Origin of the sequence: Streptomyces sp. NPDC093071, assembly GCF_044754545.1 — a bacterium.
Lineage (GTDB): Bacteria > Actinomycetota > Actinomycetes > Streptomycetales > Streptomycetaceae > Streptomyces.
In genome coordinates this window covers 989,358-1,010,766 of record NZ_JBIVPH010000001.1, presented here as the reverse complement: position 1 = coordinate 1,010,766, position 21,409 = coordinate 989,358, and the positions used below count along the sequence as shown (strand labels likewise).

Annotated in this window: 14 protein-coding genes; 11 read left to right on the top strand and 3 right to left on the bottom strand. The window is 69.7% G+C overall.

What is annotated here, in order from left to right; translation table 11 throughout:
• Positions 1 to 67 precede the first annotated feature (67 nt).
• Positions 68 to 2,782: an aconitate hydratase AcnA gene (gene acnA, locus ACIQD7_RS04220; RefSeq protein WP_402439227.1), complete on the top strand. Its 2,715-nt coding sequence runs from the start codon at positions 68 to 70 to the stop codon at positions 2,780 to 2,782.
• A 116-nt stretch (positions 2,783 to 2,898) separates the two neighbouring features.
• On the opposite strand, the gene ACIQD7_RS04215 is transcribed toward acnA, so the two are convergent.
• Complete coding sequence (locus ACIQD7_RS04215; RefSeq protein ID WP_402439225.1) at positions 2,899 to 3,807, bottom strand: FG-GAP repeat domain-containing protein; 909 nt, start codon at positions 3,805 to 3,807, stop codon at positions 2,899 to 2,901.
• 543 nt (positions 3,808 to 4,350) lie between these two features.
• On the opposite strand from ACIQD7_RS04215, the gene ngcE reads away from it, so the two are divergent.
• From ngcE to ACIQD7_RS04165, 10 genes are all read left to right on the top strand, one after another.
• Positions 4,351 to 5,793 (top strand): N-acetylglucosamine/diacetylchitobiose ABC transporter substrate-binding protein, encoded by a 1,443-nt coding sequence (gene ngcE / locus ACIQD7_RS04210; RefSeq protein ID WP_121831249.1) that lies wholly within the window; start codon positions 4,351 to 4,353, stop codon positions 5,791 to 5,793.
• A gap of 106 nt (positions 5,794 to 5,899) precedes the next feature.
• Positions 5,900 to 6,829 carry a carbohydrate ABC transporter permease gene (locus ACIQD7_RS04205; RefSeq protein WP_402439223.1) on the top strand — a complete coding sequence of 310 codons (930 nt, stop codon included), beginning with the start codon at positions 5,900 to 5,902 and terminating at the stop codon, positions 6,827 to 6,829.
• Positions 6,829 to 7,767, top strand: coding sequence for a carbohydrate ABC transporter permease (locus ACIQD7_RS04200; RefSeq protein WP_121831247.1), 939 nt, complete (start codon positions 6,829 to 6,831; stop codon positions 7,765 to 7,767). Before ACIQD7_RS04205 ends, ACIQD7_RS04200 begins: the two co-directional genes overlap by 1 nt.
• 223 nt (positions 7,768 to 7,990) lie before the next feature.
• Positions 7,991 to 9,202: an ROK family transcriptional regulator gene (locus ACIQD7_RS04195; RefSeq protein WP_121831246.1), complete on the top strand. Its 1,212-nt coding sequence runs from the start codon at positions 7,991 to 7,993 to the stop codon at positions 9,200 to 9,202.
• A 122-nt stretch (positions 9,203 to 9,324) separates the two neighbouring features.
• Entirely contained in the window at positions 9,325 to 10,389 is a 1,065-nt protein-coding gene (locus ACIQD7_RS04190) for a sugar ABC transporter substrate-binding protein (protein WP_402439221.1), read from the top strand.
• 311 nt (positions 10,390 to 10,700) lie between these two features.
• Complete coding sequence (locus ACIQD7_RS04185; RefSeq protein WP_163013871.1) at positions 10,701 to 11,489, top strand: ATP-binding cassette domain-containing protein; 789 nt, start codon at positions 10,701 to 10,703, stop codon at positions 11,487 to 11,489.
• The gene (locus ACIQD7_RS04180) at positions 11,486 to 12,814 is read left to right on the top strand and encodes a sugar ABC transporter permease (RefSeq protein WP_402439219.1); all 1,329 of its coding nucleotides are present in this window, start codon (positions 11,486 to 11,488) and stop codon (positions 12,812 to 12,814) included. The genes ACIQD7_RS04185 and ACIQD7_RS04180 overlap by 4 nt, the downstream gene beginning before the upstream one ends.
• A gap of 246 nt (positions 12,815 to 13,060) precedes the next feature.
• Positions 13,061 to 14,983 (top strand): 1-deoxy-D-xylulose-5-phosphate synthase, encoded by a 1,923-nt coding sequence (gene dxs, locus ACIQD7_RS04175; RefSeq protein WP_121831244.1) that lies wholly within the window; start codon positions 13,061 to 13,063, stop codon positions 14,981 to 14,983.
• Positions 14,984 to 15,183: 200 nt separating this feature from the next.
• Positions 15,184 to 16,662 (top strand): amino acid permease, encoded by a 1,479-nt coding sequence (locus ACIQD7_RS04170; protein WP_402439710.1) that lies wholly within the window; start codon positions 15,184 to 15,186, stop codon positions 16,660 to 16,662.
• 109 nt (positions 16,663 to 16,771) lie between these two features.
• Positions 16,772 to 17,860 carry a hypothetical protein gene (locus ACIQD7_RS04165; protein ID WP_402439216.1) on the top strand — a complete coding sequence of 363 codons (1,089 nt, stop codon included), beginning with the start codon at positions 16,772 to 16,774 and terminating at the stop codon, positions 17,858 to 17,860.
• An 83-nt stretch (positions 17,861 to 17,943) separates the two neighbouring features.
• Here the strand turns inward: ACIQD7_RS04165 and ACIQD7_RS04160 are convergent, their stop codons facing one another.
• Positions 17,944 to 20,073, bottom strand: a complete 2,130-nt coding sequence (locus ACIQD7_RS04160) for a 3-hydroxyacyl-CoA dehydrogenase NAD-binding domain-containing protein (protein WP_402439214.1) — start codon at positions 20,071 to 20,073, stop codon at positions 17,944 to 17,946.
• Positions 20,070 to 21,284, bottom strand: coding sequence for an acetyl-CoA C-acyltransferase (locus tag ACIQD7_RS04155; protein ID WP_121831240.1), 1,215 nt, complete (start codon positions 21,282 to 21,284; stop codon positions 20,070 to 20,072). The genes ACIQD7_RS04160 and ACIQD7_RS04155 overlap by 4 nt, the downstream gene beginning before the upstream one ends.
• Positions 21,285 to 21,409 lie beyond the last annotated feature (125 nt).

Here is a 21,409-nt window from a genome sequence, read left to right as displayed (position 1 = left end):
ACGGATCCGCGAGGGGTCGTGGCGGCAGCATGACGGTAGTACGCGCACATTGATGAAGGAGACTGTCGTGTCGGCGAACAGCTTCGACGCCCGCAGCACGCTGCGCGTGGGCGACGAGTCGTACGAGATCTTCAAGCTGGACAAGGTCGAGGGCTCCGCGCGCCTCCCTTACAGCCTGAAGGTCCTCCTGGAGAACCTGCTCCGCACCGAGGACGGCGCGAACATCACCGCCGACCACATCCGGGCCCTCGGCAACTGGGACTCGCAGGCCCAGCCGAGCCAGGAGATCCAGTTCACGCCGGCCCGCGTGATCATGCAGGACTTCACCGGTGTGCCCTGCGTCGTCGACCTCGCCACCATGCGCGAGGCCGTCAAGGAGCTCGGCGGCGACCCGGCGAAGGTCAACCCGCTCTCCCCGGCCGAGCTGGTCATCGACCACTCGGTCATCGCCGACAAGTTCGGCACGAAGGACGCCTTCGGCCAGAACGTCGAGCTGGAGTACGGCCGCAACAAGGAGCGCTACCAGTTCCTGCGCTGGGGCCAGACCGCCTTCGACGACTTCAAGGTCGTCCCGCCCGGCACCGGCATCGTCCACCAGGTGAACATCGAGCACCTGGCCCGCACGGTCATGGTCCGCAACGGCCAGGCGTACCCCGACACCCTCGTCGGCACCGACTCGCACACCACCATGGTCAACGGCCTCGGCGTGCTCGGCTGGGGCGTCGGCGGCATCGAGGCCGAGGCCGCGATGCTCGGCCAGCCGGTCTCCATGCTCATCCCGCGCGTCGTCGGCTTCAAGCTGACCGGCGAGCTGCCGGCCGGCACCACCGCCACCGACCTGGTCCTCACGATCACCGAGATGCTGCGCAAGCACGGCGTCGTCGGCAAGTTCGTCGAGTTCTACGGCGAGGGCGTCGCCGCCACCTCCCTGGCGAACCGCGCCACCATCGGCAACATGTCGCCGGAGTTCGGCTCCACCGCCGCGATCTTCCCGATCGACGGCGAGACCCTGAACTACCTCAAGCTCACCGGCCGCTCCGAGCAGCAGGTCGCGCTCGTCGAGGCGTACGCCAAGGAGCAGGGCCTCTGGCTCGACCCGGCCGCCGAGCCCGACTTCTCCGAGAAGCTGGAGCTCGACCTCTCCACGGTCGTCCCCTCCATCGCCGGCCCGAAGCGCCCGCAGGACCGCATCGTCCTGGCGAACGCCGCCGAGCAGTTCAAGCAGGACGTCCGCAACTACGTCGACAGCGTCGACGAGGCGGGCCAGGAGTCCTTCCCGGCCTCCGACTCCCCGGCCATCGCCGGCTCGACCCCGTCGAACCCGGTCGAGGTGACCGCCCCCGACGGCTCCACCTACACGATCGACCACGGCGCCGTCACCGTCGCCGCGATCACCTCCTGCACCAACACCTCGAACCCGTACGTCATGGTCGCCGCCGCGCTCGTCGCGAAGAAGGCCGTGGAGAAGGGCCTGACCCGCAAGCCGTGGGTCAAGACCACCCTCGCCCCGGGCTCGAAGGTCGTCACCGACTACTTCGACAAGGCGGGCCTCACCCCGTACCTCGACAAGGTCGGCTTCAACCTCGTCGGCTACGGCTGCACCACCTGCATCGGCAACTCCGGCCCGCTGCCGGAGGAGGTCTCCAAGGCCGTCAACGAGCACGACCTCGCGGTCACCTCGGTCCTCTCCGGCAACCGGAACTTCGAGGGCCGCATCAACCCCGACGTCAAGATGAACTACCTGGCCTCCCCGCCGCTGGTCGTCGCGTACGCCCTCGCCGGTTCGATGAAGGTGGACATCACCAAGGACGCCCTGGGCACCGACCAGGACGGCAAGCCGGTCTACCTGACGGACATCTGGCCGACCGAGGCCGAGGTCAACGACGTCGTCGCCAACGCCATCGGCGAGGACATGTTCAACAAGTCCTACCAGGACGTCTTCGCGGGCGACGCCCAGTGGCAGGCGCTGCCGATCCCGACCGGCAACACCTTCGAGTGGGACGCCGAGTCCACCTATGTCCGCAAGCCCCCGTACTTCGAGGGCATGACGATGGAGACCACCCCGGTCTCCGACATCACGGGCGCCCGCGTCCTGGCCAAGCTGGGCGACTCGGTCACCACCGACCACATCTCCCCGGCCGGCGCCATCAAGGCCGACACCCCGGCCGGCAAGTACCTCACCGAGCACGGTGTGGAGCGTCGCGACTTCAACTCCTACGGCTCGCGCCGGGGCAACCACGAGGTCATGATCCGCGGCACCTTCGCCAACATCCGCCTGCGCAACCAGCTCGCGCCGGGCACCGAGGGCGGCTACACCCGCGACTTCACCCAGGACGGCGGTCCGGTGTCGTTCATCTACGACGCCTCCCGCAACTACATCGAGCAGGGCACCCCGCTCGTCATCCTGGGCGGCAAGGAGTACGGCTCCGGCTCGTCCCGCGACTGGGCCGCCAAGGGCACCGCGCTGCTCGGCGTCAAGGCCGTCATCACCGAGTCGTACGAGCGCATCCACCGCTCGAACCTCATCGGCATGGGCGTCCTGCCGCTCCAGTTCCCGGAGGGCCAGTCCGCCGACTCCCTCGGCCTGACCGGCGAGGAGACCTTCTCCTTCACGGGCATCGAGGAGCTCAACGAGGGCACCACGCCGCGCACGGTGAAGGTCACCACCGACACCGGCGTCGAGTTCGACGCGGTCGTCCGCATCGACACCCCCGGCGAGGCGGACTACTACCGCAACGGCGGCATCATGCAGTACGTGCTCCGCAACCTGATCCGCGGCTGACCCCGGATCCAGTGGCACGAAGCGGGCCCCGCTCCTCGGAGGAGGAGCGGGGCCCTTTCGTGTCGCCGTTCACCGGCTCATCGGCTCATCGACTCACCGGTTCACGGGCGGGACGGTCAGAACAGCTCGCGGAAGCCGTTCCAGCCCTTGGTGCCGATCTGCACGCGGCCGCTGTACGGGGCCGAGGCCTTGCCCGTGCCCTTGTACAGCCACAGCGCGCCGGCCTTGTCGCGGGCGACGAGGTCCGCGACGCCGTCGAAGTTCAGGTCACCCGTGGACACGAGGGCGTTGTAGAGGTTCCAGCCGCTGCCGATGCGCGTGCGGGAGCTGAAGGGCGCCTTGTAGTTGCCCGTGCCCTTGTACAGCCACAGCACGCCGGCCTTGTCGCGGGCGACGAGGTCGGCCTTGCCGTCGCGGGTCAGGTCGCCCTTGCCCGCGATCTGGGTGTAGGCGTTCCAGCCGCTGCCGACCCGGTAACGCGGGGCCAGGTTGCCGTTGCCGTAGCCCAGGTAGTGCCACAGCACGCCGGAGCCGTCGCGGGCGATCAGGTCGTCCGACACGGCACCGCCGGTGTTGCCGGCGGAGATGATCTCGTTGTAGATCTGCCAGCCGCCGCCGAGGTCGCGCGGCGCGCCCACGTCGGTGTAGTGCAGACGGCCGCTGCGGACGGCGTAGAAGCCGTTGGAGCCGCCGTTGCCGTCCAGGTCGACCTGGGTGAAGTGCTTGTGCGAGGTCCAGCCGGTGCCGGAGTTGTCCGCCTGGCGCTGGATGACGCCCCCGCCGACCGGCTTGTAGCCCCAGATGGTGCCCGCGCTGTCGACGCCGTAGAGGTAGTTGCGCGGCGTCGGGACGGCCGCGGCCGCGAAGGCGGTCGCGTTCGAGGACTGCTCGGCGACGGGAGTGAAGGACGGCGGCGCGTCGGCCGCGACGGCGGCGGTGGTGGTGCCGACGAGCGCGGCGGTCACCGCGGCGACGGTGATACGGGACAGGGTGCCCGTGCGGTTCAGGCCGGAAGTCTTGGCCACGTATGTACTCCAGATCCGTACGGAATGAGGAAGGCGCCGCCGCGCCCTTCGTCCGGGCGCGCTGCGGCGGGACCCCCATGATTGCGGATCGTTCTCATCGAACCTTCATCCCACCGGAGGTCTGTGACACAACTGTTTCGCTCAGGACACAACCGTTTCGGTCCGGCGGTATGCCCCCTTTGCCCTCGGCGTCTCCGGGCCGCGCCGTCGGGGCCGTGTCGCGGCCCCCGTACGGGTAGTTCCGGACCCGTGTCAAGGGTGTCGCCGGACGGATGGTTGGACGAAACGCCGCAGATCCAGCGTGGTTATCCCGCAGGTCTCAACTCGGGAAAGATGGTTGTCGAAACCTGCTTTCGATCTTGCTCAGTCGAAGGGAAGTGGACTATACCTGTCGCGTCCAGCCCGTCGTATCCATCGACGACGGACCGACGCGTGCACGACCCGGCTGCAAATGACCGCGGTGGCGGGGCCCTTCGCCTGAGGCGAGTGAGAACGGGCGACCGGTACACCGCCTGAGTCCTGAATGAAGGCGAGGACTTGAGCATGGGATCCACCTCCGCACAGACCAATGAGGGCCTCGGCCGTCGCGATCTGATCAAGCGTTCCGCCGCTATCGGTCTGATCTCCGTACCGACCATGGGGTTCCTGTCCGCCTGTGCGAGCAGTGACAGCGGTGGCAACGGAAAGGTCGAGAAGGGTACGAAGTCCGACAAGAACCCGCTCGGCGTGAACGAGTCGGCACCGCTCGACTTCGTCCTCTTCGACGGCGGATTCGGACAGCAGTACGCCAAGGACGCGATCAAGGTCTACGAGACGAATTACCCCAAGGCCAGCGTCAAGTTCACCCCGACCCAGAAGATCACCACCACGCTGCAGCCGCGCTTCAACGGCGGTACCCCGCCGGACCTCATCGACAACTCCGGCGCCGAGCAGATGGACATGGGCGTCCTGGTCGGCCAGAAGCAGCTCGCCGACCTCACCCCGCTGCTCGACGCGCCGTCGATCGACGACCCGAGCAAGAAGGTCCGCGACACCCTGCGGCCCGGCATCGTCGAGATGGGCCAGTTCGACGGCGAGCAGTGTTGGATCCTCAACTACGCCTACACCGTCTACGGCGTCTGGTACTCGCAGAAGCTCCTCGACTCGCTCGACGCGAAGTACCCGGAGACCTGGGACGAGATGCTGGCCGTCTGCGAGAAGGCCAAGAAGAAGGGCATCGCCGCCTGGACGTACGCGGGCAAGCACCCGTACTACGTCCCCTTCTCGCTCTACCCGATGATCGGCAAGGTCGGCGGCCGCGAGGTCCTCGACGCCATCGACAACCTGGAGCCCAAGGCCTGGGAGCACCCGGCCGTCAAGGCGTGCTTCGAGGCGTACTACGAGCTGGTCCAGAAGGGCTACATCCTCAAGGGCACGCCCGGCCTCGACCACATCCAGTCGCAGACCGCCTGGACCGAGGGCAAGGCGCTGTTCATCCCGAACGGCTCCTGGGTCGAGAACGAGGCCGCGAAGACCATGCCGGCCGACTTCGCCCTGGCCGTCTCCGGCCCGACCGGCCTCGACGCCTCCGACAAGATGCCGTTCGGCACCATCTGGGCCGCCGGTGGCGAGCCCTTCATCGTCCCGGCCAAGGCGAAGAACGCCGAGGGCGGCATGGAGCAGCTGCGCATCATGCTCAGCGAGGCCTCCTCCAAGAACTTCACGCAGTCCGTGAAGTCCCTGACCGCCCTCAACGGCGGCACCGACGGCATCGAGCTCTCCCCGGGCCTGAAGTCCGGCGTCGCCGCCCTGGAGAAGGCCGGCCAGAACGTCGTCAACCCGCGCCTCCAGGACTGGTACGTCGCCCTCCAGAAGGAGAAGATCGGTGTCGCCGGCATCGGCGAGATGATGGCCGGCCGCGCCACCCCGGCCGAGACGATCAAGAAGATCCAGAAGTTCGCCGACGAGGCGGCCAAGGACTCCTCGATCAAGCACTACAAGCACTGATGAGCGGTGCCGGGGCCCCTTCCCGCCGACCGGGAGCGGGCCCCGGCCCCTTGGCACGCGGCACGAGCGGCGTGCCCGGCGCGGGAAAGATCGGGGTCGGTAGGAAATGCAACACGGCAAGTACCGTTTCATCGTGGGGTTCCTGGCGGCCCCCCTCGCGCTCTACGCGCTGTTCGTCATCTGGCCGTTCATCCAGTCCATCTACTACTCCTTCACGGACTGGACCGGACTGAGCCCCGAATTCGGAATGATCGGATTCGACAACTACAGCAGGATGCTGGACGACGAGATCTTCTGGAAATCGCTCCAGCACAGCCTGACCTTCGCGGTGGTGCTGCCGCTGGTGACCGTCGGCCTCGCGCTCTTCTTCGCCTTCATGCTCAATGTCGGCGGTCGGCGCCGCAAGAGAGCGGCCATCGCCGGTGTGCGCGGGTCCTCCTTCTACAAGATCGTGTATTTCTTCCCGCAGGTGCTGTCGATCGCGATCGTCGCGCTGCTCTTCCAGTTCGCGTACAACCCGAACAGCGGAGCCATCAACTCCGTACTGAAGGGCGTCGGTCTCGGCAGCGTCCAGCCGGACTGGCTCGGAGATCCGGACCTCGCCCTCATCTGCGTGATGGTCGTCCTCGTCTGGTCCACCGTCGGATTCTTCGTCGTCCTCTTCTCGGCCGGCATGGCGTCCATTCCGAAGGACTTCTACGAGGCGGCCCTCCTCGACGGCGCGAACCGCTTCACCACCTTCTTCAAGATCACCCTGCCGCTGCTCTGGGACACCGTGCAGTCCGGGTGGATCTACATGGGCATCCTCGCCCTCGGCGCCGAGTCCTTCGCCGTCGTCCAGATCATGACCGTCGGTCCCAGTGGCGGCGGGCCCGACTACTCGACCATCGTCCTGCCGCTGTACGTGTACCAGAAGGCGTTCCGGGACGGTCAGGCCGCCTACGCCACGACCATCGGCGTCGCCCTGCTCGTCGTGACGCTGGCCTTCGCGGCCGTCGTGATGAAGCTGGGCCGGCGCGAGCGGCTGGAGTTCTGATGAAGATCACCGACACAACCCCCGCCGGAGTGGAGAACCCCGGCCCCCCGTCGGGACCGGACCCCGTGGTCACCAAGACGAAGGCCCCCGCGCCCCGCAAGGAGCCGAAGGGCGAGGGCGTCACCCTCAACGTCTTCTCCCACGGCATCCTGATCCTCTGGGCGATCATGGTCGCCATGCCGCTGCTCTGGGCGGTCATGACCTCCTTCAAGACCGACCGGGCGATCTTCACCTCCCCGTGGGCACTGCCCGACCGGCTGCACTTCGAGAACTGGTCGCGCGCCTGGACCGAAGCGCACATGAGCGACTACTTCCTGAACACCATCCTGGTGGTCGGCGGCTCGCTGATCGGCACGCTCCTCTTCGGCTCGATGGCGGCCTACGTCCTGGCCCGCTTCGAGTTCCCGGGCAACCGCTTCATCTACTTCCTCTTCATCGGGGGGATGAGCTTCCCGATCATCCTGGCGCTCGTGCCGCTGTTCTACGTGATGCAGAACATGGCCCTGCTCAACACGCTGCACGGCCTGATCCTCGTGTACATCGCGTACTCGCTGCCGTTCACCGTCTTCTTCCTCACGGCCTTCTTCCGCACCCTGCCGACCTCGGTGGCGGAGGCGGCCTTCGTGGACGGCGCCTCGCACACCCGGACCTTCTTCCAGGTGATGCTGCCGATGGCCAAGCCGGGCCTCATCAGCGTCGGCATCTTCAACTTCCTCGGGCAGTGGAACCAGTACCTGCTGCCGACCGTGCTCAACACCGAGCCGGAGCGGAAGGTGCTCTCGCAGGGGCTCGTCCAGCTCGCGGTCAGCCAGGGCTACAAGGGCGACTGGTCCGGTCTCTTCGCCGGCCTGGTGATGGCCATGCTCCCGGTCCTCGCCGCGTACATCATCTTCCAGCGGCAGGTGGTGGCCGGTCTGACCGCCGGCGCCGTGAAGTGATCCCCGGGGCCGCACCGGCCCCCACCGCTCCCGAAGGGCCCCCGGCGCACCGCGCGCCGGGGGCCCTTCGGGCGGTACGGGGCCGGGGGAGGACGGGCCGGGAAACCCGCCGCGAACACCGTGTGACCCTCACCTCCGTCACTCAAGGTCTTGACGGGGACCAAGCCGAAAGCGTCCCCTTAGAGTTCACATGTTGGAGAAAACGGTGGGAGTGAGTGAGTCGATGGAGACTCCGGGTTCGCAGACTTCTCTGCACAGGGCCAATCTCGAACGGGTCGTCCGGGCGGTGCGCATGGCCGGCTCGCTCACCCAGGCGGAGATCGCCCGGGCGACGGGCCTCTCCGCCGCCACGGTCTCCAACATCGTGCGGGAGCTGAAGGACGGCGGGACCGTCGAGGTCACGCCCACCTCCGCCGGGGGGCGCCGGGCCCGCAGCGTCTCGCTCTCCGGCGACGCCGGCATCGTGATCGGGGTCGACTTCGGCCACACCCACCTCCGGGTCGCCGTCGGCAACCTCGCCCACCAGGTGCTCGCCGAGGAGGCCGAGCCGCTCGACGTCGACGCCTCCGCCGCCGAGGGCTTCGACCGGGCGGAACAGCTGGTCAAACGGCTCGTCCTGACCACCGGCATCGGCCCGGACAAGGTCATCGGCGTGGGCCTCGGCGTCCCGGGCCCGATCGACGTCTCCTCCGGCACCCTCGGCTCGACGTCGATCCTGCCGGGGTGGAGCGGCATCAACCCCGCCGAGGAGCTCTCGGGCCGCCTCGGGGTCCCCGTGCACGTCGACAACGACGCCAACCTCGGCGCGCTCGGCGAGCTGGTCTGGGGCGGCGGCCGGGGCGTCAAGGACCTGGCGTACATCAAGGTGGCCAGCGGCGTCGGCGCCGGTCTGGTGATAGACGGACGGGTCTACCGGGGCCCCGGCGGCACCGCGGGGGAGATCGGGCACATCACCCTGGACGAGTCGGGGCCGGTCTGCCGCTGCGGCAACCGGGGCTGCCTGGAGACCTTCACGGCCGCCCGCTACGTCCTGCCGCTGCTCCAGCCGAGCCACGGGCCCGACCTGACCATGGAGCGGGTCGTCCAGCTGGCCCGCGAGGGCGACCCCGGCTGCCGCCGGGTGATCGCGGACGTCGGGCGGCACATCGGCAGCGGCATCGCCAACCTCTGCAACCTCCTGAACCCCAGCCGGGTGGTGCTCGGCGGCGACCTCGCGGAGGCCGGTGAGCTGGTCCTGGCGCCCATCAGGGACTCCGTCTCGCGGTACGCGATTCCCAGTGCCGCCCGGCAGCTCTCACTGGCCCAGGGGGCCCTCGGCGGGCGCGCCGAGGTGCTGGGCGCACTCGCCCTCGTCCTGAGCGAAATGGGCGATTCGACCCTGTTGGAGAGCGCCCTGCCCGCCGCCGCTCCGGCCTCCCGGCTTGCCTTCACTTAGATAACGAACACCACCGTTGTCATCTCGTTAAGAATTTACTTCTTGACGCCAACGTTGCGGCCGAGTTGACTTCGTGCCACCTCGGCCGCAACGTCGCGGCCTCGTCAGGGAGGCAACCCCAAATGAACGCAGTGACGCGTCGTGCCGTCATAGCCACGGCCGCGGTGTCGATGGCCCTCTCGCTCGCCGCCTGTGGCCAGGCCGGCGGCGACGACAGCGGCGACAAGGGCAGCTCGACCAAGATCGGCCTGCTCCTTCCCGAGAACAAGACCTCGCGCTACGAGGCCCTGGACAAGCCCCAGTTCGAGAAGGCCGTCAAGGCCGCGTGCGGCGACTGCGAGGTCGTCTACAACAACGCCGTCTCCGACGTCGTCAAGCAGAAGCAGCAGTTCGACCAGTTCATCGCGGACGGCATCAAGGTCATCGCGCTCGACCCGGTCGACGCCACCAAGGCCGAGGGCTGGGTCAAGGACGCCAAGGCCAAGGGCGTCAAGGTCGTCGCGTACGACCGCGCGGTCAAGGGCGCCGACGCCTACGTCAGCCACGACAACAACAAGGTCGGCGAGCTCCAGGGCCAGGCCCTCCTCGCCGCCCTCGGCGACAAGGCCGCCGCCGCCAATGTCGTGATGATCAACGGCGACGAGAAGGACCCGAACGCCGCCCTCTTCAAGAAGGGCGCCCACACCGCCCTCGACGGCAAGGTCGGCAAGATCGCCTACGAGGCCTCCGGCGAGTGGGACCCGAAGATCGCCGGCGAGAAGATGTCCGCCGCGATCTCCTCGGTCGGCAAGGACAAGATCGGCGCCGTCTACTCCGCCAACGACGGCATGGCGGGCGGCATCGTCACCTCCCTGGAGAACGCCGGCATCAAGGGCATCCCGGTCGGCGGCCAGGACGCCGAGGTCGCGGGCATCCAGCGCATCATCGCCGGCACCCAGACCTTCACGATCTACAAGTCGCCGCTCCAGCTGGCCCCCGAGGCCGCCAAGTTCGCGGTGAACCTGCTCCAGGGCAAGGACCTCGGCGCCCAGGGTGACACCGACGGCGTCCCGTCCACGCTCTTCCCGCCGGTCGTGGTCGACAAGACCAACATCCAGGACACGGTCGTCAAGGACGGCATCTACAAGGCCGCCGACCTCTGCACCGCGGACCTCGCCGCCAAGTGCACCGAGCTGGGCATCAAGTAACACCCGGCACGACCCCGCCGGGCCCTCCGGGGCCCGGCGCCACGGATCCCCGCCCGGCCGCGCCCGGCACCCCGGCCGTCTCCCGACCGAGACGGCGCCGGACGCGCGCCCGCCGTCCGCCCGCGTACAGAGGGTGAACACCCCGTACGGCGACCGGCGAGGGGCCCGGATCCGTTCCCCCAAGCCCGTCCGGTCCCCGGCCGACCCAGACCCCGCTGTCGGCCCGGGGGCCGGACGAAGCCCACCCCCCAGAACTTTGTTGGCGCTGCACCGGCGGCGCGACGTGCCGCCGTCCGCGGGCGGCGAAGGAGTTGGTTCACGTGTCCCAGACGCCCGTGCTGGCGTTGCGCGGGATCTTCAAGCGATTCGGAGCGGTCCAGGTCCTCTCCGGTGTCGATCTCGAAGTCCACGCAGGTGAGGTCGTCGCGCTCGTCGGCGACAACGGAGCGGGAAAGTCCACGCTGGTCAAGACGATCGCCGGCGTGCACCCGATCGACGAGGGCGTCATCGAGTGGGAGGGCGAGCGGGTCGAGATCTCCCGGCCGCACGACTCCCAGAACCTCGGCGTCGCGACCGTCTACCAGGACCTCGCGCTCTGCGACAACCTCGACGTGGTCGCCAATCTGTTCCTCGGCCGCGAGATCAAGAAGGGCGGCGTCCTCGACGAGGTCGCCATGGAGAAGCGCGCGAAGGACCTGCTCTCCACCCTCTCCATCCGCATCCCCAGCGTCCGCATCCCCGTCGCCGCCCTCTCCGGCGGCCAGCGGCAGGTCGTGGCCATCGCCCGCGCCCTGGTCGGCGACCCGAAGATCGTGATCCTCGACGAGCCGACCGCCGCCCTCGGCGTCGAGCAGACCGCCCAGGTCCTCGACCTGGTCGAGCGGCTGCGCGAGCAGGGCCTCGGCGTCATCCTCATCAGCCACAACATGGCCGACGTGAAGGCCGTCGCGGACACCGTGGCCGTCCTCCGCCTGGGCCGCAACAACGGCACCTTCCCGGTCGCCACCACCACGCACGAAGAGATCATCGCCGCGATCACCGGTGCCACGGACAACGCCGTGACCCGCCGCCAGGCCCGCAACGCGGAGGTAGCGAAGTGAGCACGACCCCTCCCACCGCGAACGACCCGGCCGCGGTGCCCGAGCCCCGCACCCCCGACGCCGAGACCACCGAGAGCCCGGCCACCGAGACCCCGGCCGCCGCCGCGATCCCCGCCGTCGACCCCCGCCTCCTCGTCCGCGAGCAGGGCTTCAAGGGCTACGTCGACGAGTTCAAGCGCAAGATCCGCTCCGGCGAGATCGGCTCGCTGCCCGTCGTCGTCGGCCTCATCGTCATCGGCATCGTCTTCCAGGCCCTCACCGGCAACTTCATCACCTCGTACAACCTCGACCAGATCACGCTGTACGCGGTCGGCCCCGGCATCATGGCCGTCGGCATCGTCTTCGTGCTGCTGCTCGGCGAGATCGACCTCGCCGTCGGCTCCGTGGCCGGCCTCGCCGGCTCCGTCTGGGGCGTCCTCGGCACCGACATGCCCGACGGCCTCGCCATCCTCCTCGGCATCCTGTCCGGCACCCTGATCGGCGCCTTCCACGGCATCGTGTTCGCCAAGATCGGCGTGCCCGCCTTCGTCGTCACCCTCGCCGGCTTCCTCGGCTGGGCCGGCCTGCAGACCTGGGTGATGGGCGAGCGCTCCACCATCTCCACCCCGATCGGCAGCTTCGTCAACGACCTCACGAAGTACTACTTCTCCGACGTCGCCGCCGCCTACGGCCTCGCCGCCGTCGTGATCGCCGCCTTCTACCTGGCCCAGTTCCGCGACGCGCACCGCCGCAAGGCCGCCGACCTGCCGCACCGCCCGCAGAGCGAGATCGTCCTGCGCACCGCCGTCCTCGCGGTCCTGGTCCTCGTCGCCGCGTACGGCTTCAACCAGGAGCAGGGCCTGCCCCTCTCCCTGGTGATCTTCCTGGTGATCCTGCTCGTCACCGACTTCGTCCTGCGCCGCACCACCTACGGCCGCCAGGTCTTCGCGGTCGGCGGCGGCATCGAGGCCGCCCGCCGCGCCGGCATCAACGTCTCCTGGATCCGGGTCTCGGTCTTCATGATCTCCGGCACCATGGGCGCCGTCGGCGGCCTGTTCCTCGCCTCCGCGACCGGCGGCGCCGACCGCTCCCTCGGCGGCGGCAACCAGCTCATGATGTGCATCGCCGCGGCGGTCATCGGCGGCACGTCCCTGTTCGGCGGCCGCGGCAAGGTCTGGTCGGCGCTCCTGGGCATCCTGGTCATCCAGTCGATCGTCCAGGGCCTCAACCAGATGAACCTGTCCTCCAACGCGATCCAGTACATGATCACCGGAGCGGTCCTGCTCATCGCCGTGATCATCGACTCCGTCTCCCGCAAGACCCAGAAGACGGCCGGACGCGCCTAGCGCGCCGCGCTCACCGGAGCGACACGCGCGCGTAACGCTCGCCACACCTGCCCGGCGCCGTGAAACCGGCGCCGGGCACCGGTGCGTCCGGAGCGGTGCACACGCCCGTACGGAGCCGTACGGATCAGCGGGCCGTAGACCGTCGGAGTGACGCCTCACTCCCCGGCCCGCTGCCCACGATCCAAGACGGAACATTAGACTCGACGAATCGGCAAGCTCGACCAGCTCAAACGCAAGGAGGAACGGGTGGCTCTGCTGACCCGTATCAGGGGACCGCGAGACCTGGACCGGCTCTCCCCGGAACAGCTGGACCAGCTGGCCGACGAGATCCGGACGTTCCTCGTGGACGCCGTCTCCAAGACCGGCGGGCACCTCGGACCCAACCTGGGCGTGGTCGAGCTGACCATCGCCCTGCACCGGGTGTTCGACTCCCCGAAGGACAAGGTCCTCTGGGACACCGGCCACCAGAGCTACGTCCACAAGCTGCTCACCGGCCGCCAGGACTTCTCGAAGCTCAAGATGAAGGGCGGCCTCTCCGGCTACCCCTCGCAGGCCGAGTCCGAGCACGACGTCATCGAGAACTCGCACGCCTCCACGGTCCTCGGCTGGGCCGACGGCCTGGCCAAGGCCAACGAGGTCCTGAAGAAGGACGACCACGTCGTGGCCGTCATCGGCGACGGCGCCCTCACCGGCGGCATGGCCTGGGAGGCGCTGAACAACATCGCCGCCGCCAAGGACCGCCCGCTCGTCATCGTCGTCAACGACAACGAGCGCTCCTACGCGCCCACCATCGGCGGCCTCGCCAACCACCTGGCGACCCTGCGCACCACCGACGGCTACGAGCGCTTCCTCGCCCGCGGCAAGGACATCCTGGAGCGCACCCCGGTCGTCGGGAAGCCGCTCTACGAGACCCTGCACGGCGCCAAGAAGGGCCTCAAGGACTTCATCGCCCCCCAGGGCATGTTCGAGGACCTCGGCCTCAAGTACGTCGGCCCCATCGACGGCCACGACATCGAGGCCCTGGAGTCCGCCCTGACGCGCGCCAAGCGCTTCGGCGGCCCCGTCATCGTCCACTGCCTCACCGAGAAGGGCCGCGGCTACCAGCCGGCCCTCCAGGACGAGGCGGACCGCTTCCACGCCGTCGGCAGGATCCACCCCGACACCGGCCTGCCGATCGCCACCTCCGGCGCCGACTGGACCGGCGTCTTCGCCGACGAGATGGTCGCCCTCGGCAAGGAGCGCGCGGACGTCGTCGCCATCACCGCGGCCATGCTCCAGCCCGTCGGCCTCGACAAGTTCGCCAAGGCCTTCCCGGAGCGGGTCTTCGACGTCGGCATCGCCGAGCAGCACGGCGCGGTCTCCGCGGCCGGCCTCGCCACCGGCGGCCTCCACCCGGTCTTCGCGGTGTACGCCACCTTCCTCAACCGCGCCTTCGACCAGGTCCTGATGGACGTGGCCCTGCACAAGTGCGGCGTCACCTTCGTCCTCGACCGGGCCGGCGTCACCGGCACCGACGGCGCCTCCCACAACGGCATGTGGGACATGTCGATCCTCCAGGTCGTGCCCGGCCTGCGGCTCGCCGCCCCGCGCGACGCCGACCAGGTCCGCGCCCAGCTGCGCGAGGCCGTCGAGGTCACCGACGCGCCCACCGTGGTCCGCTTCTCCAAGGGCGCGGTCGGCCCCGCCGTCCCCGCCCTGCGCCGCGTCGGCGGCATGGACGTCCTCCGCGAGCCCGGTGCGGACCGGCCCGACGTCCTGCTGGTCTCGGTCGGCGCCCTGGCGCCCATGTGCCTGGAGATCGCCGACCTGCTCGACCGGCAGGGCATCTCCACCACCGTCGTCGACCCCCGCTGGGTCAAGCCCGTCGACGAGGCCCTCGCCCCGCTCGCCGAGCGCCACCGGGTCGTCGTCACCGTCGAGGACAACAGCCGCGTCGGCGGCGTCGGCTCGGCCGTCGCCCAGGCCCTCCGCGACGCCGGAGTGGACGTGCCGCTGCGCGACTTCGGCATCCCGCCGCGCTTCCTCGACCACGCCTCCCGCGCCGAGGTCCTCGCCGAGATCGGCCTGACCGCCCCGGACGTCGCCCGGCAGGTCACCGGCCTCGTCTCCCGCCTCGACGGCAGGTACGAGGAGAGCGGCGCCAAGACGGCGGAGCCCGCCCGGGACTGACCCCGCGGCACGTCCGGACCACCCGTTGGGCCGGTCGGTTCACCCTCCCGGGTGCCGACCGGCCCATTCGCGTGCATTCTGGCTCTGTCCGGGCAGACGTCATCACAGCCTCCGACCCGCGGAGGCACCGAGACCGACGTCGGGCGGAGCGCGGAGGTACCACGGTGAGTACGGACCAACAGCCACGGGCGAACTCCGGGGTGTTCCGGACCAAATCGGTCGAGCAGTCGATCCGGGACACGGAGGAGCCGGAGCACGCCCTCAAGAAGTCCCTGTCCGCCTGGGACCTCACGGTCTTCGGCGTCGGCGTCATCATCGGCACCGGCATCTTCGTCCTCACCGGCAAGGTCGCCAAGGAGAACGCCGGCCCGGCGACGGCCCTCGCCTTCGTCGCCGCCGGCATCGTCTGCGCCCTCGCCGCCCTGTGCTACGCCGAGTTCGCCTCGACGGTGCCGGTGGCCGGATCGGCGTACACCTTCGCGTACGCCTCCATCGGCGAGCTGCCCGCCTGGATCATCGGCTGGGACCTCGTCCTGGAGTTCGCCCTCGGGACGGCGGTGGTGGCCGTCGGCTGGTCCGGCTACGTCCGCTCGCTCATGGACAACATCGACTGGCACCTGCCGGCGGCCCTGGAGGGCCCGGACGCGCCCGGCGGGACCTTCGACATCCTGGCGTTCATCCTCGTCCTGGTCCTCACCGTGGTCCTCGTCCTGGGCATGAAGCTCTCCGCCCGGATCACCGCGCTCGTCGTGGCGATCAAGGTGACCGTGGTGATGATCGTGATCGTCGCCGGCCTGTTCTTCATCGTCGGCGACAACTACAAGCCCTTCATCCCGCCGGCCGTCACCCCGGAGGGCGGCGGCTCCAACTGGGACTCCCCGCTGGTCCAGCTGCTCTTCGGCTACGAGCCGACGAACTTCGGCGTCATGGGCATCTTCACCGCCGCCTCCGTCGTCTTCTTCGCCTTCATCGGCTTCGACGTGGTGGCCACCGCCGCCGAGGAGACCAAGCTGCCGCAGCGGGACATGCCCCGGGGCATCCTCGGCTCGCTCTTCATCTGCACCGTGCTCTACGTGGCCGTCGCCCTCGTCGTCACCGGTATGCAGCACTACACGGAGCTGTCCGTGAGCGCCCCGCTCGCCGACGCCTTCAAAGCCGCCGGCCACCCCTTCTACGCGGGCGTGATCAGCTTCGGCGCCGCCGTCGGCCTCACCACCGTCTGTCTGATCCTGCTGCTCGGCCAGACCCGCGTCTTCTTCGCGATGAGCCGCGACGGCCTGCTGCCGCGCTTCTTCTCCGTCACCCACCCCCGGTTCCGGACCCCGTACCGGCCGACGATCCTGCTCGGCGTGATCATCGCGATCGTCGCCGGCTTCACCAGCATCAACGAGCTGGCGACCCTGGTGAACATCGGCACCCTCTTCGCCTTCGTGGTCGTCGCGATCGGCGTCATGGTGCTCCGCCGCACCCGTCCCGACCTGCCGCGCGCCTTCCGCACCCCCTGGGTGCCCGTGCTGCCGATCCTCTCCATCGCGGCCTCGTTCTGGCTGATGCTCAACCTGCCCGGCGAGACCTGGTTCCGGTTCGCCGTCTGGATGGCGATCGGCATCGTCGTGTACTTCCTGTACGGGCGGAGTCACAGCCGGTTGGGCCGGGAGGGCCGCGAAGCCCGGTACTGAGGGGCCTCCGGGAGCGGGGCGGCGGGTGGCGGGAAGAGCGTTCGAAGGGGCCGCTACAGTCGGCTCGTACCCGACCCGCCCCCCGATGATCCGGAGCGCTGCACCCCTCATGGCGAATCGATCCGAGGCCCCCGCCGCCCACCCCCACGGCTCCTCCACCACCCCCGTGCTGCGGGGATCCTGGCTGGCCCGGGGGAAGGAGGGCAGATTCAGCGTCTATCTGCCCCGGGACGGCGAAGTGGTGCGCTGGACCGAGGACGGCGGCGGCTGGAGCGGGCCCGTGTCCCTCGGCGGCGGCGGTGCGCTGCTGCCCAGCCTCTCGGTCGGCCAGGGCGCCGACGGATACGTCCACCTCGTCGGCCTGCGGCCCGTGCCGGCCGGCGGGGCGGACCACGTCGAGCTGGTGCACACCACCCAGTACCAGACGGGCCGCCCGGCCCTGGAGTGGCGCTCGATCACCCACCCCAACGGCGCCTCCTACCGGTGGACCGGCACCCCCTCCGTGACCGTGGACGGCATCGGGCGCGCGTACGTCTTCTGCCGCAACGGCGGCGGCGGCATCAGCGTGCGGGCCCAGAAGGACGCGGGCGGCTGGCACCCGTGGTGGGATCTCGTCGGCTCCAAGACCGACCCCCTGCCGGCGGCCGTCACCAACGGTTCGGGCTTCGTCGAGCTGTACACCTCGCACGCCACGGGACTCCTGCGCTACGTGCAGCGCGAGTCGGGGGCGAAGCCGATCCGCGAGGAGATCCTCCCCGCCGCGGTCACCATGGGCACCCTGGCGGCCGTGAAGGGCCCCTCAGGGCACGCCACGGCCTTCTACGTCGACCAGGACGGAAAGGTGTGCGCCTGGTCGCCCGAGCGCTCCCTGAAGCCCACGCCCCTCACCGACGCGGTCGGCACCGGCCCGCTCTCCGTCACCCGCTGCCTCGTCGACGGCTTCGACTGCACCGTCCTGGCCCAGCGGTCCGAGGACGGCCGGCTCGCCCTCGCCGCCTACCCGAGCGAGCAGGAGGAGGCGGGCGCCCGCTGGTCGGAGACGGGGGAGCGGCACGGCGAACTGACCACCGTCCTCACCCGGGACCTCGAAGGGCGCCTGGTCGCGATGGCACTGGCCGGCGGGACCTCGCTGCTCACCACCCGTCAGCGGCCCGCGGCGGACGGCTTCGTGCTGGAGAACTGGCGCCCGGTGCGCTGACCCCCGGCGGAGCGCGTACGGGAACGGGAACGGCCCCGGCACCTTGGGAAGGTGCCGGGGCCGTCCGTACGAGCCCTGGAGCGTTACGCCGGGACGCTCGCCACGCCCTGCGCCAGGAAACGCTTGCCGTTGACGCGCTCGGAGACGCCCTCGCGGTCCAGGTACGGCGTGATGCCGCCCAGGTGGAAGGGCCAGCCCGCGCCCGTGATCAGGCAGAGGTCGATGTCCTGCGCCTCGGCGACGACACCCTCCTCCAGCATCAGGCCGATCTCCTGCGCCACCGCGTCCAGGACGCGGTCGCGGACCTGCTCCTCGGTCAGGACGCTGTCGCCCTGCTTGAGGAGGGCGGCGACCTCGGGGTCGAGCTCCGGCTTCCCGGAGTCGTACACGTAGAAGCCGCGCTTGCCGGCCTCGACGACCGCCTTCAGGTTGGGGGAGACCGTGAAGCGCTCGGGGAAGGAGCGGTTCAGCGTCTCGGAGACGTGCAGGCCGATCGCCGGGCCGACCAGCTCCAGGAGGACCAGCGGCGACATCGGCAGGCCGAGCGGCTCGATGGCCTTCTCCGCCGTCTCGACGGGGGTGCCCTCGTCGATGACGTTCTGGATCTCGCCCATGAAGCGGGTCAGGATGCGGTTCACGACGAACGCCGGGGCGTCCTTGGTGAGGACCGCGGTCTTCTTCAGCTTCTTCGCCACGCCGAAGGCGGTGGCGAGGGAGGCGTCGTCCGTCTGCTCGCCGCGCACGATCTCCAGGAGCGGGAGGATCGCGACCGGGTTGAAGAAGTGGAAGCCGACCACGCGCTCGGGGTGCTTGAGCTTGGAGGCCATCTCCGAGACGGACAGCGAGGAGGTGTTGGTGGCGAGGATCGCGTGCGCCGGGGCGACCGCCTCGACCTCCGCGAACACCTTCTGCTTGACGGACATCTCCTCGAACACGGCCTCGATGACGAAGTCCGCGTCCGCGAAGCCCGCGGCCTTGTCCAGGACGCCGGAGACCAGGCCCTTGAGGCGGTTGGCCTTGTCCTGGTTGATGCGGCCCTTGCCGAGCAGCTTCTCGATCTCGGCGTGGACGTAGCCGACGCCCTTGTCGACGCGCTCCTGGTCGATGTCGGTCAGGACGACCGGCACCTCCAGACGGCGCAGGAAGAGCAGGGCCAGCTGGGAGGCCATCAGACCGGCGCCGACGACGCCGACCTTGGTGACCGGGCGGGCCAGCGACTTGTCCGGGGCGCCGGCGGGACGCTTGCCGCGCTTCTGCACCAGGTTGAAGGCGTAGATGCCGGAGCGCAGCTCGCCGCCCATGATCAGGTCCGCGAGGGCCTGGTCCTCGGCGTCGAAGCCCTTCTGCAGGTCCCCGTCCTTGGCGGCCTCGATGATGTCGAGGGCGCGGTAGGCGGCCGGGGCGGCGCCGTGCACCTTGGAGTCGGCGACGAAGCGGCCCTTGGCGACGGCCTGGTCCCAGGCCTCGCCGCGGTCGACCTCGGGGCGCTCGACGGTGGTGGTGCCGTTGAGGACGGAGGCCGTCCAGATCAGCGACTGCTCCAGGAAGTCCGCGCCCTCGAACAGGGCGTCGGCGATGCCCAGCTCGAAGACCTGCTTGCCCTTGAGCTGACGGTTCTGGTTCAGCGAGTTCTCGATGATGACCGAGACGGCCTTCTCGGCGCCGATCAGGTTCGGCAGGATGGCGCAGCCGCCCCAGCCGGGCACCAGACCGAGGAAGACCTCGGGCAGCGAGAAGGCCGGCAGGGCCTTCGACACGGTGCGGTAGGTGCAGTGCAGACCGACCTCGACGCCGCCGCCCATGGCCGCGCCGTTGTAGTACGCGAAGGTCGGCACGGCGAGCGAGGACAGCCGCTTGAAGACGTCGTGGCCGCCCTTGCCGATGGCGAGCGCCTCGTCGTGCTTCTTCAGCAGCTCGACGCCCTTGAGGTCGGCGCCGACGGCGAAGATGAACGGCTTGCCGGTGATGCCGACGCCGGTGATCTCGCCGTTCGCGGCCTCGGCCTCGACCTGGTCGATCGCCGTGTTCAGGTTGGCGAGGGACTGCGGGCCGAAGGTGGTCGGCTTGGTGTGGTCGAAGCCGTTGTCCAGGGTGATCAGGGCGAACCGGCCCGCACCCGCGGGCAGTTCGAAGTGCCGTACGTGGGCGCTGGTGACGACCTCGTCCGGGAAGAGCTCGGCGGCGCCCTTCAGAAGCTCGGCGGTGGTGCTCACTTGCCCTCCCAGTGGGGGTTTTCCCAGATGACCGTCGCGCCCATGCCGAAGCCGACGCACATGGTGTTGAGGCCGTAGCGGACCTGCGGGTTCTCCTCGAACTGGCGGGCCAGCTGCGTCATCAGACGGACGCCGGAGGAGGCGAGCGGGTGGCCGTAGGCGATGGCGCCGCCGTACTGGTTGACGCGGGCGTCGTCGTCGGCGATGCCGTAGTGCTCCAGGAAGGCGAGGACCTGGACCGCGAAGGCCTCGTTGATCTCGAAGAGGCCGATGTCCTCGATGGACAGGCCGGCCTGCGCGAGGGCCTTCTCGGTGGCCGGGATCGGGCCGTAGCCCATGACCTCGGGCTCGACGCCGGCGAAGGAGTAGGAGACCAGGCGCATCTTGACCGGGAGGCCGTTCTCCCGGGCGAAGTCCTCGGAGGCGATGATCGAGGCGGTGGCGCCGTCGTTCAGGCCGGCCGCGTTGCCCGCGGTGACGTTGCCGTGGACGCGGAACGGCGTCTTCAGGTTGGCCAGCGACTCCAGGGTGGTGCCCGGGCGCATCGGCTCGTCGGCGGTGACCAGGCCCCAGCCCGTCTCGCCGCCCTCGGGGGAGGTGCGGCGGACCGAGATCGGCACCAGGTCCGGCTGGATCTTGCCGTCGGCGTACGCCTTGGCGGCCTTCTCCTGCGAGCGCACGGCGTACTCGTCGGCGCGCCGCTTGGTGATGCTCGGGTAGCGGTCGTGCAGGTTCTCGGCGGTCATGCCCATGAAGAGGGCGGCCTCGTCGACCAGCTTCTCCGACACGAAGCGCGGGTTCGGGTCGACGCCCTCGCCCATGGGGTGGCGGCCCATGTGCTCGACGCCACCGGCGATGACGGCGTCGTACGCGCCGAAGGCGATCGAACCGGCGGTCGTGGTGACGGCGGTCAGCGCGCCGGCGCACATGCGGTCGATGGAGTAGCCCGGCACCGACTGCGGCAGGCCGGCGAGGATGCCCGCCGTACGGCCGAGGGTCAGGCCCTGGTCGCCGATCTGCGTGGTCGCGGCGATGGCGACCTCGTCGATCTTCGCGGGGTCGAGGCCCGGGTTGCGGCGCAGCAGCTCCCGGATGGCCTTCACGACGAGGTCGTCGGCGCGGGTCTCGTGGTAGATGCCCTTCGGGCCCGCCTTGCCGAACGGGGTGCGGACGCCGTCGACGAAGACGACGTCCCTGACGGTACGAGGCACGATGGCTCTCCTCCAGGGTGCGGGATGGCACTGCTGCGGCGCACGCCTAAGCGTGCGCTTGCTCCCCCATGCTACTTGCGGGTAACCATGCTGCCCACCCCCCGGGGGGCAAGCGGCGAAGGTCA

Coding starts and splice junctions, on each gene's coding strand:
- ACIQD7_RS04205 (WP_402439223.1), top strand. CDS start 5,900: ATGCAACACGGCAAGTACCGTTTCATCGTGGGGTTCCTGGCGGCCCCC.
- ACIQD7_RS04190 (WP_402439221.1), top strand. CDS start 9,325: ATGAACGCAGTGACGCGTCGTGCCGTCATAGCCACGGCCGCGGTGTCG.
- ACIQD7_RS04200 (WP_121831247.1), top strand. CDS start 6,829: ATGAAGATCACCGACACAACCCCCGCCGGAGTGGAGAACCCCGGCCCC.
- ngcE (WP_121831249.1), top strand. CDS start 4,351: ATGGGATCCACCTCCGCACAGACCAATGAGGGCCTCGGCCGTCGCGAT.
- ACIQD7_RS04195 (WP_121831246.1), top strand. CDS start 7,991: ATGGAGACTCCGGGTTCGCAGACTTCTCTGCACAGGGCCAATCTCGAA.
- ACIQD7_RS04165 (WP_402439216.1), top strand. CDS start 16,772: ATGGCGAATCGATCCGAGGCCCCCGCCGCCCACCCCCACGGCTCCTCC.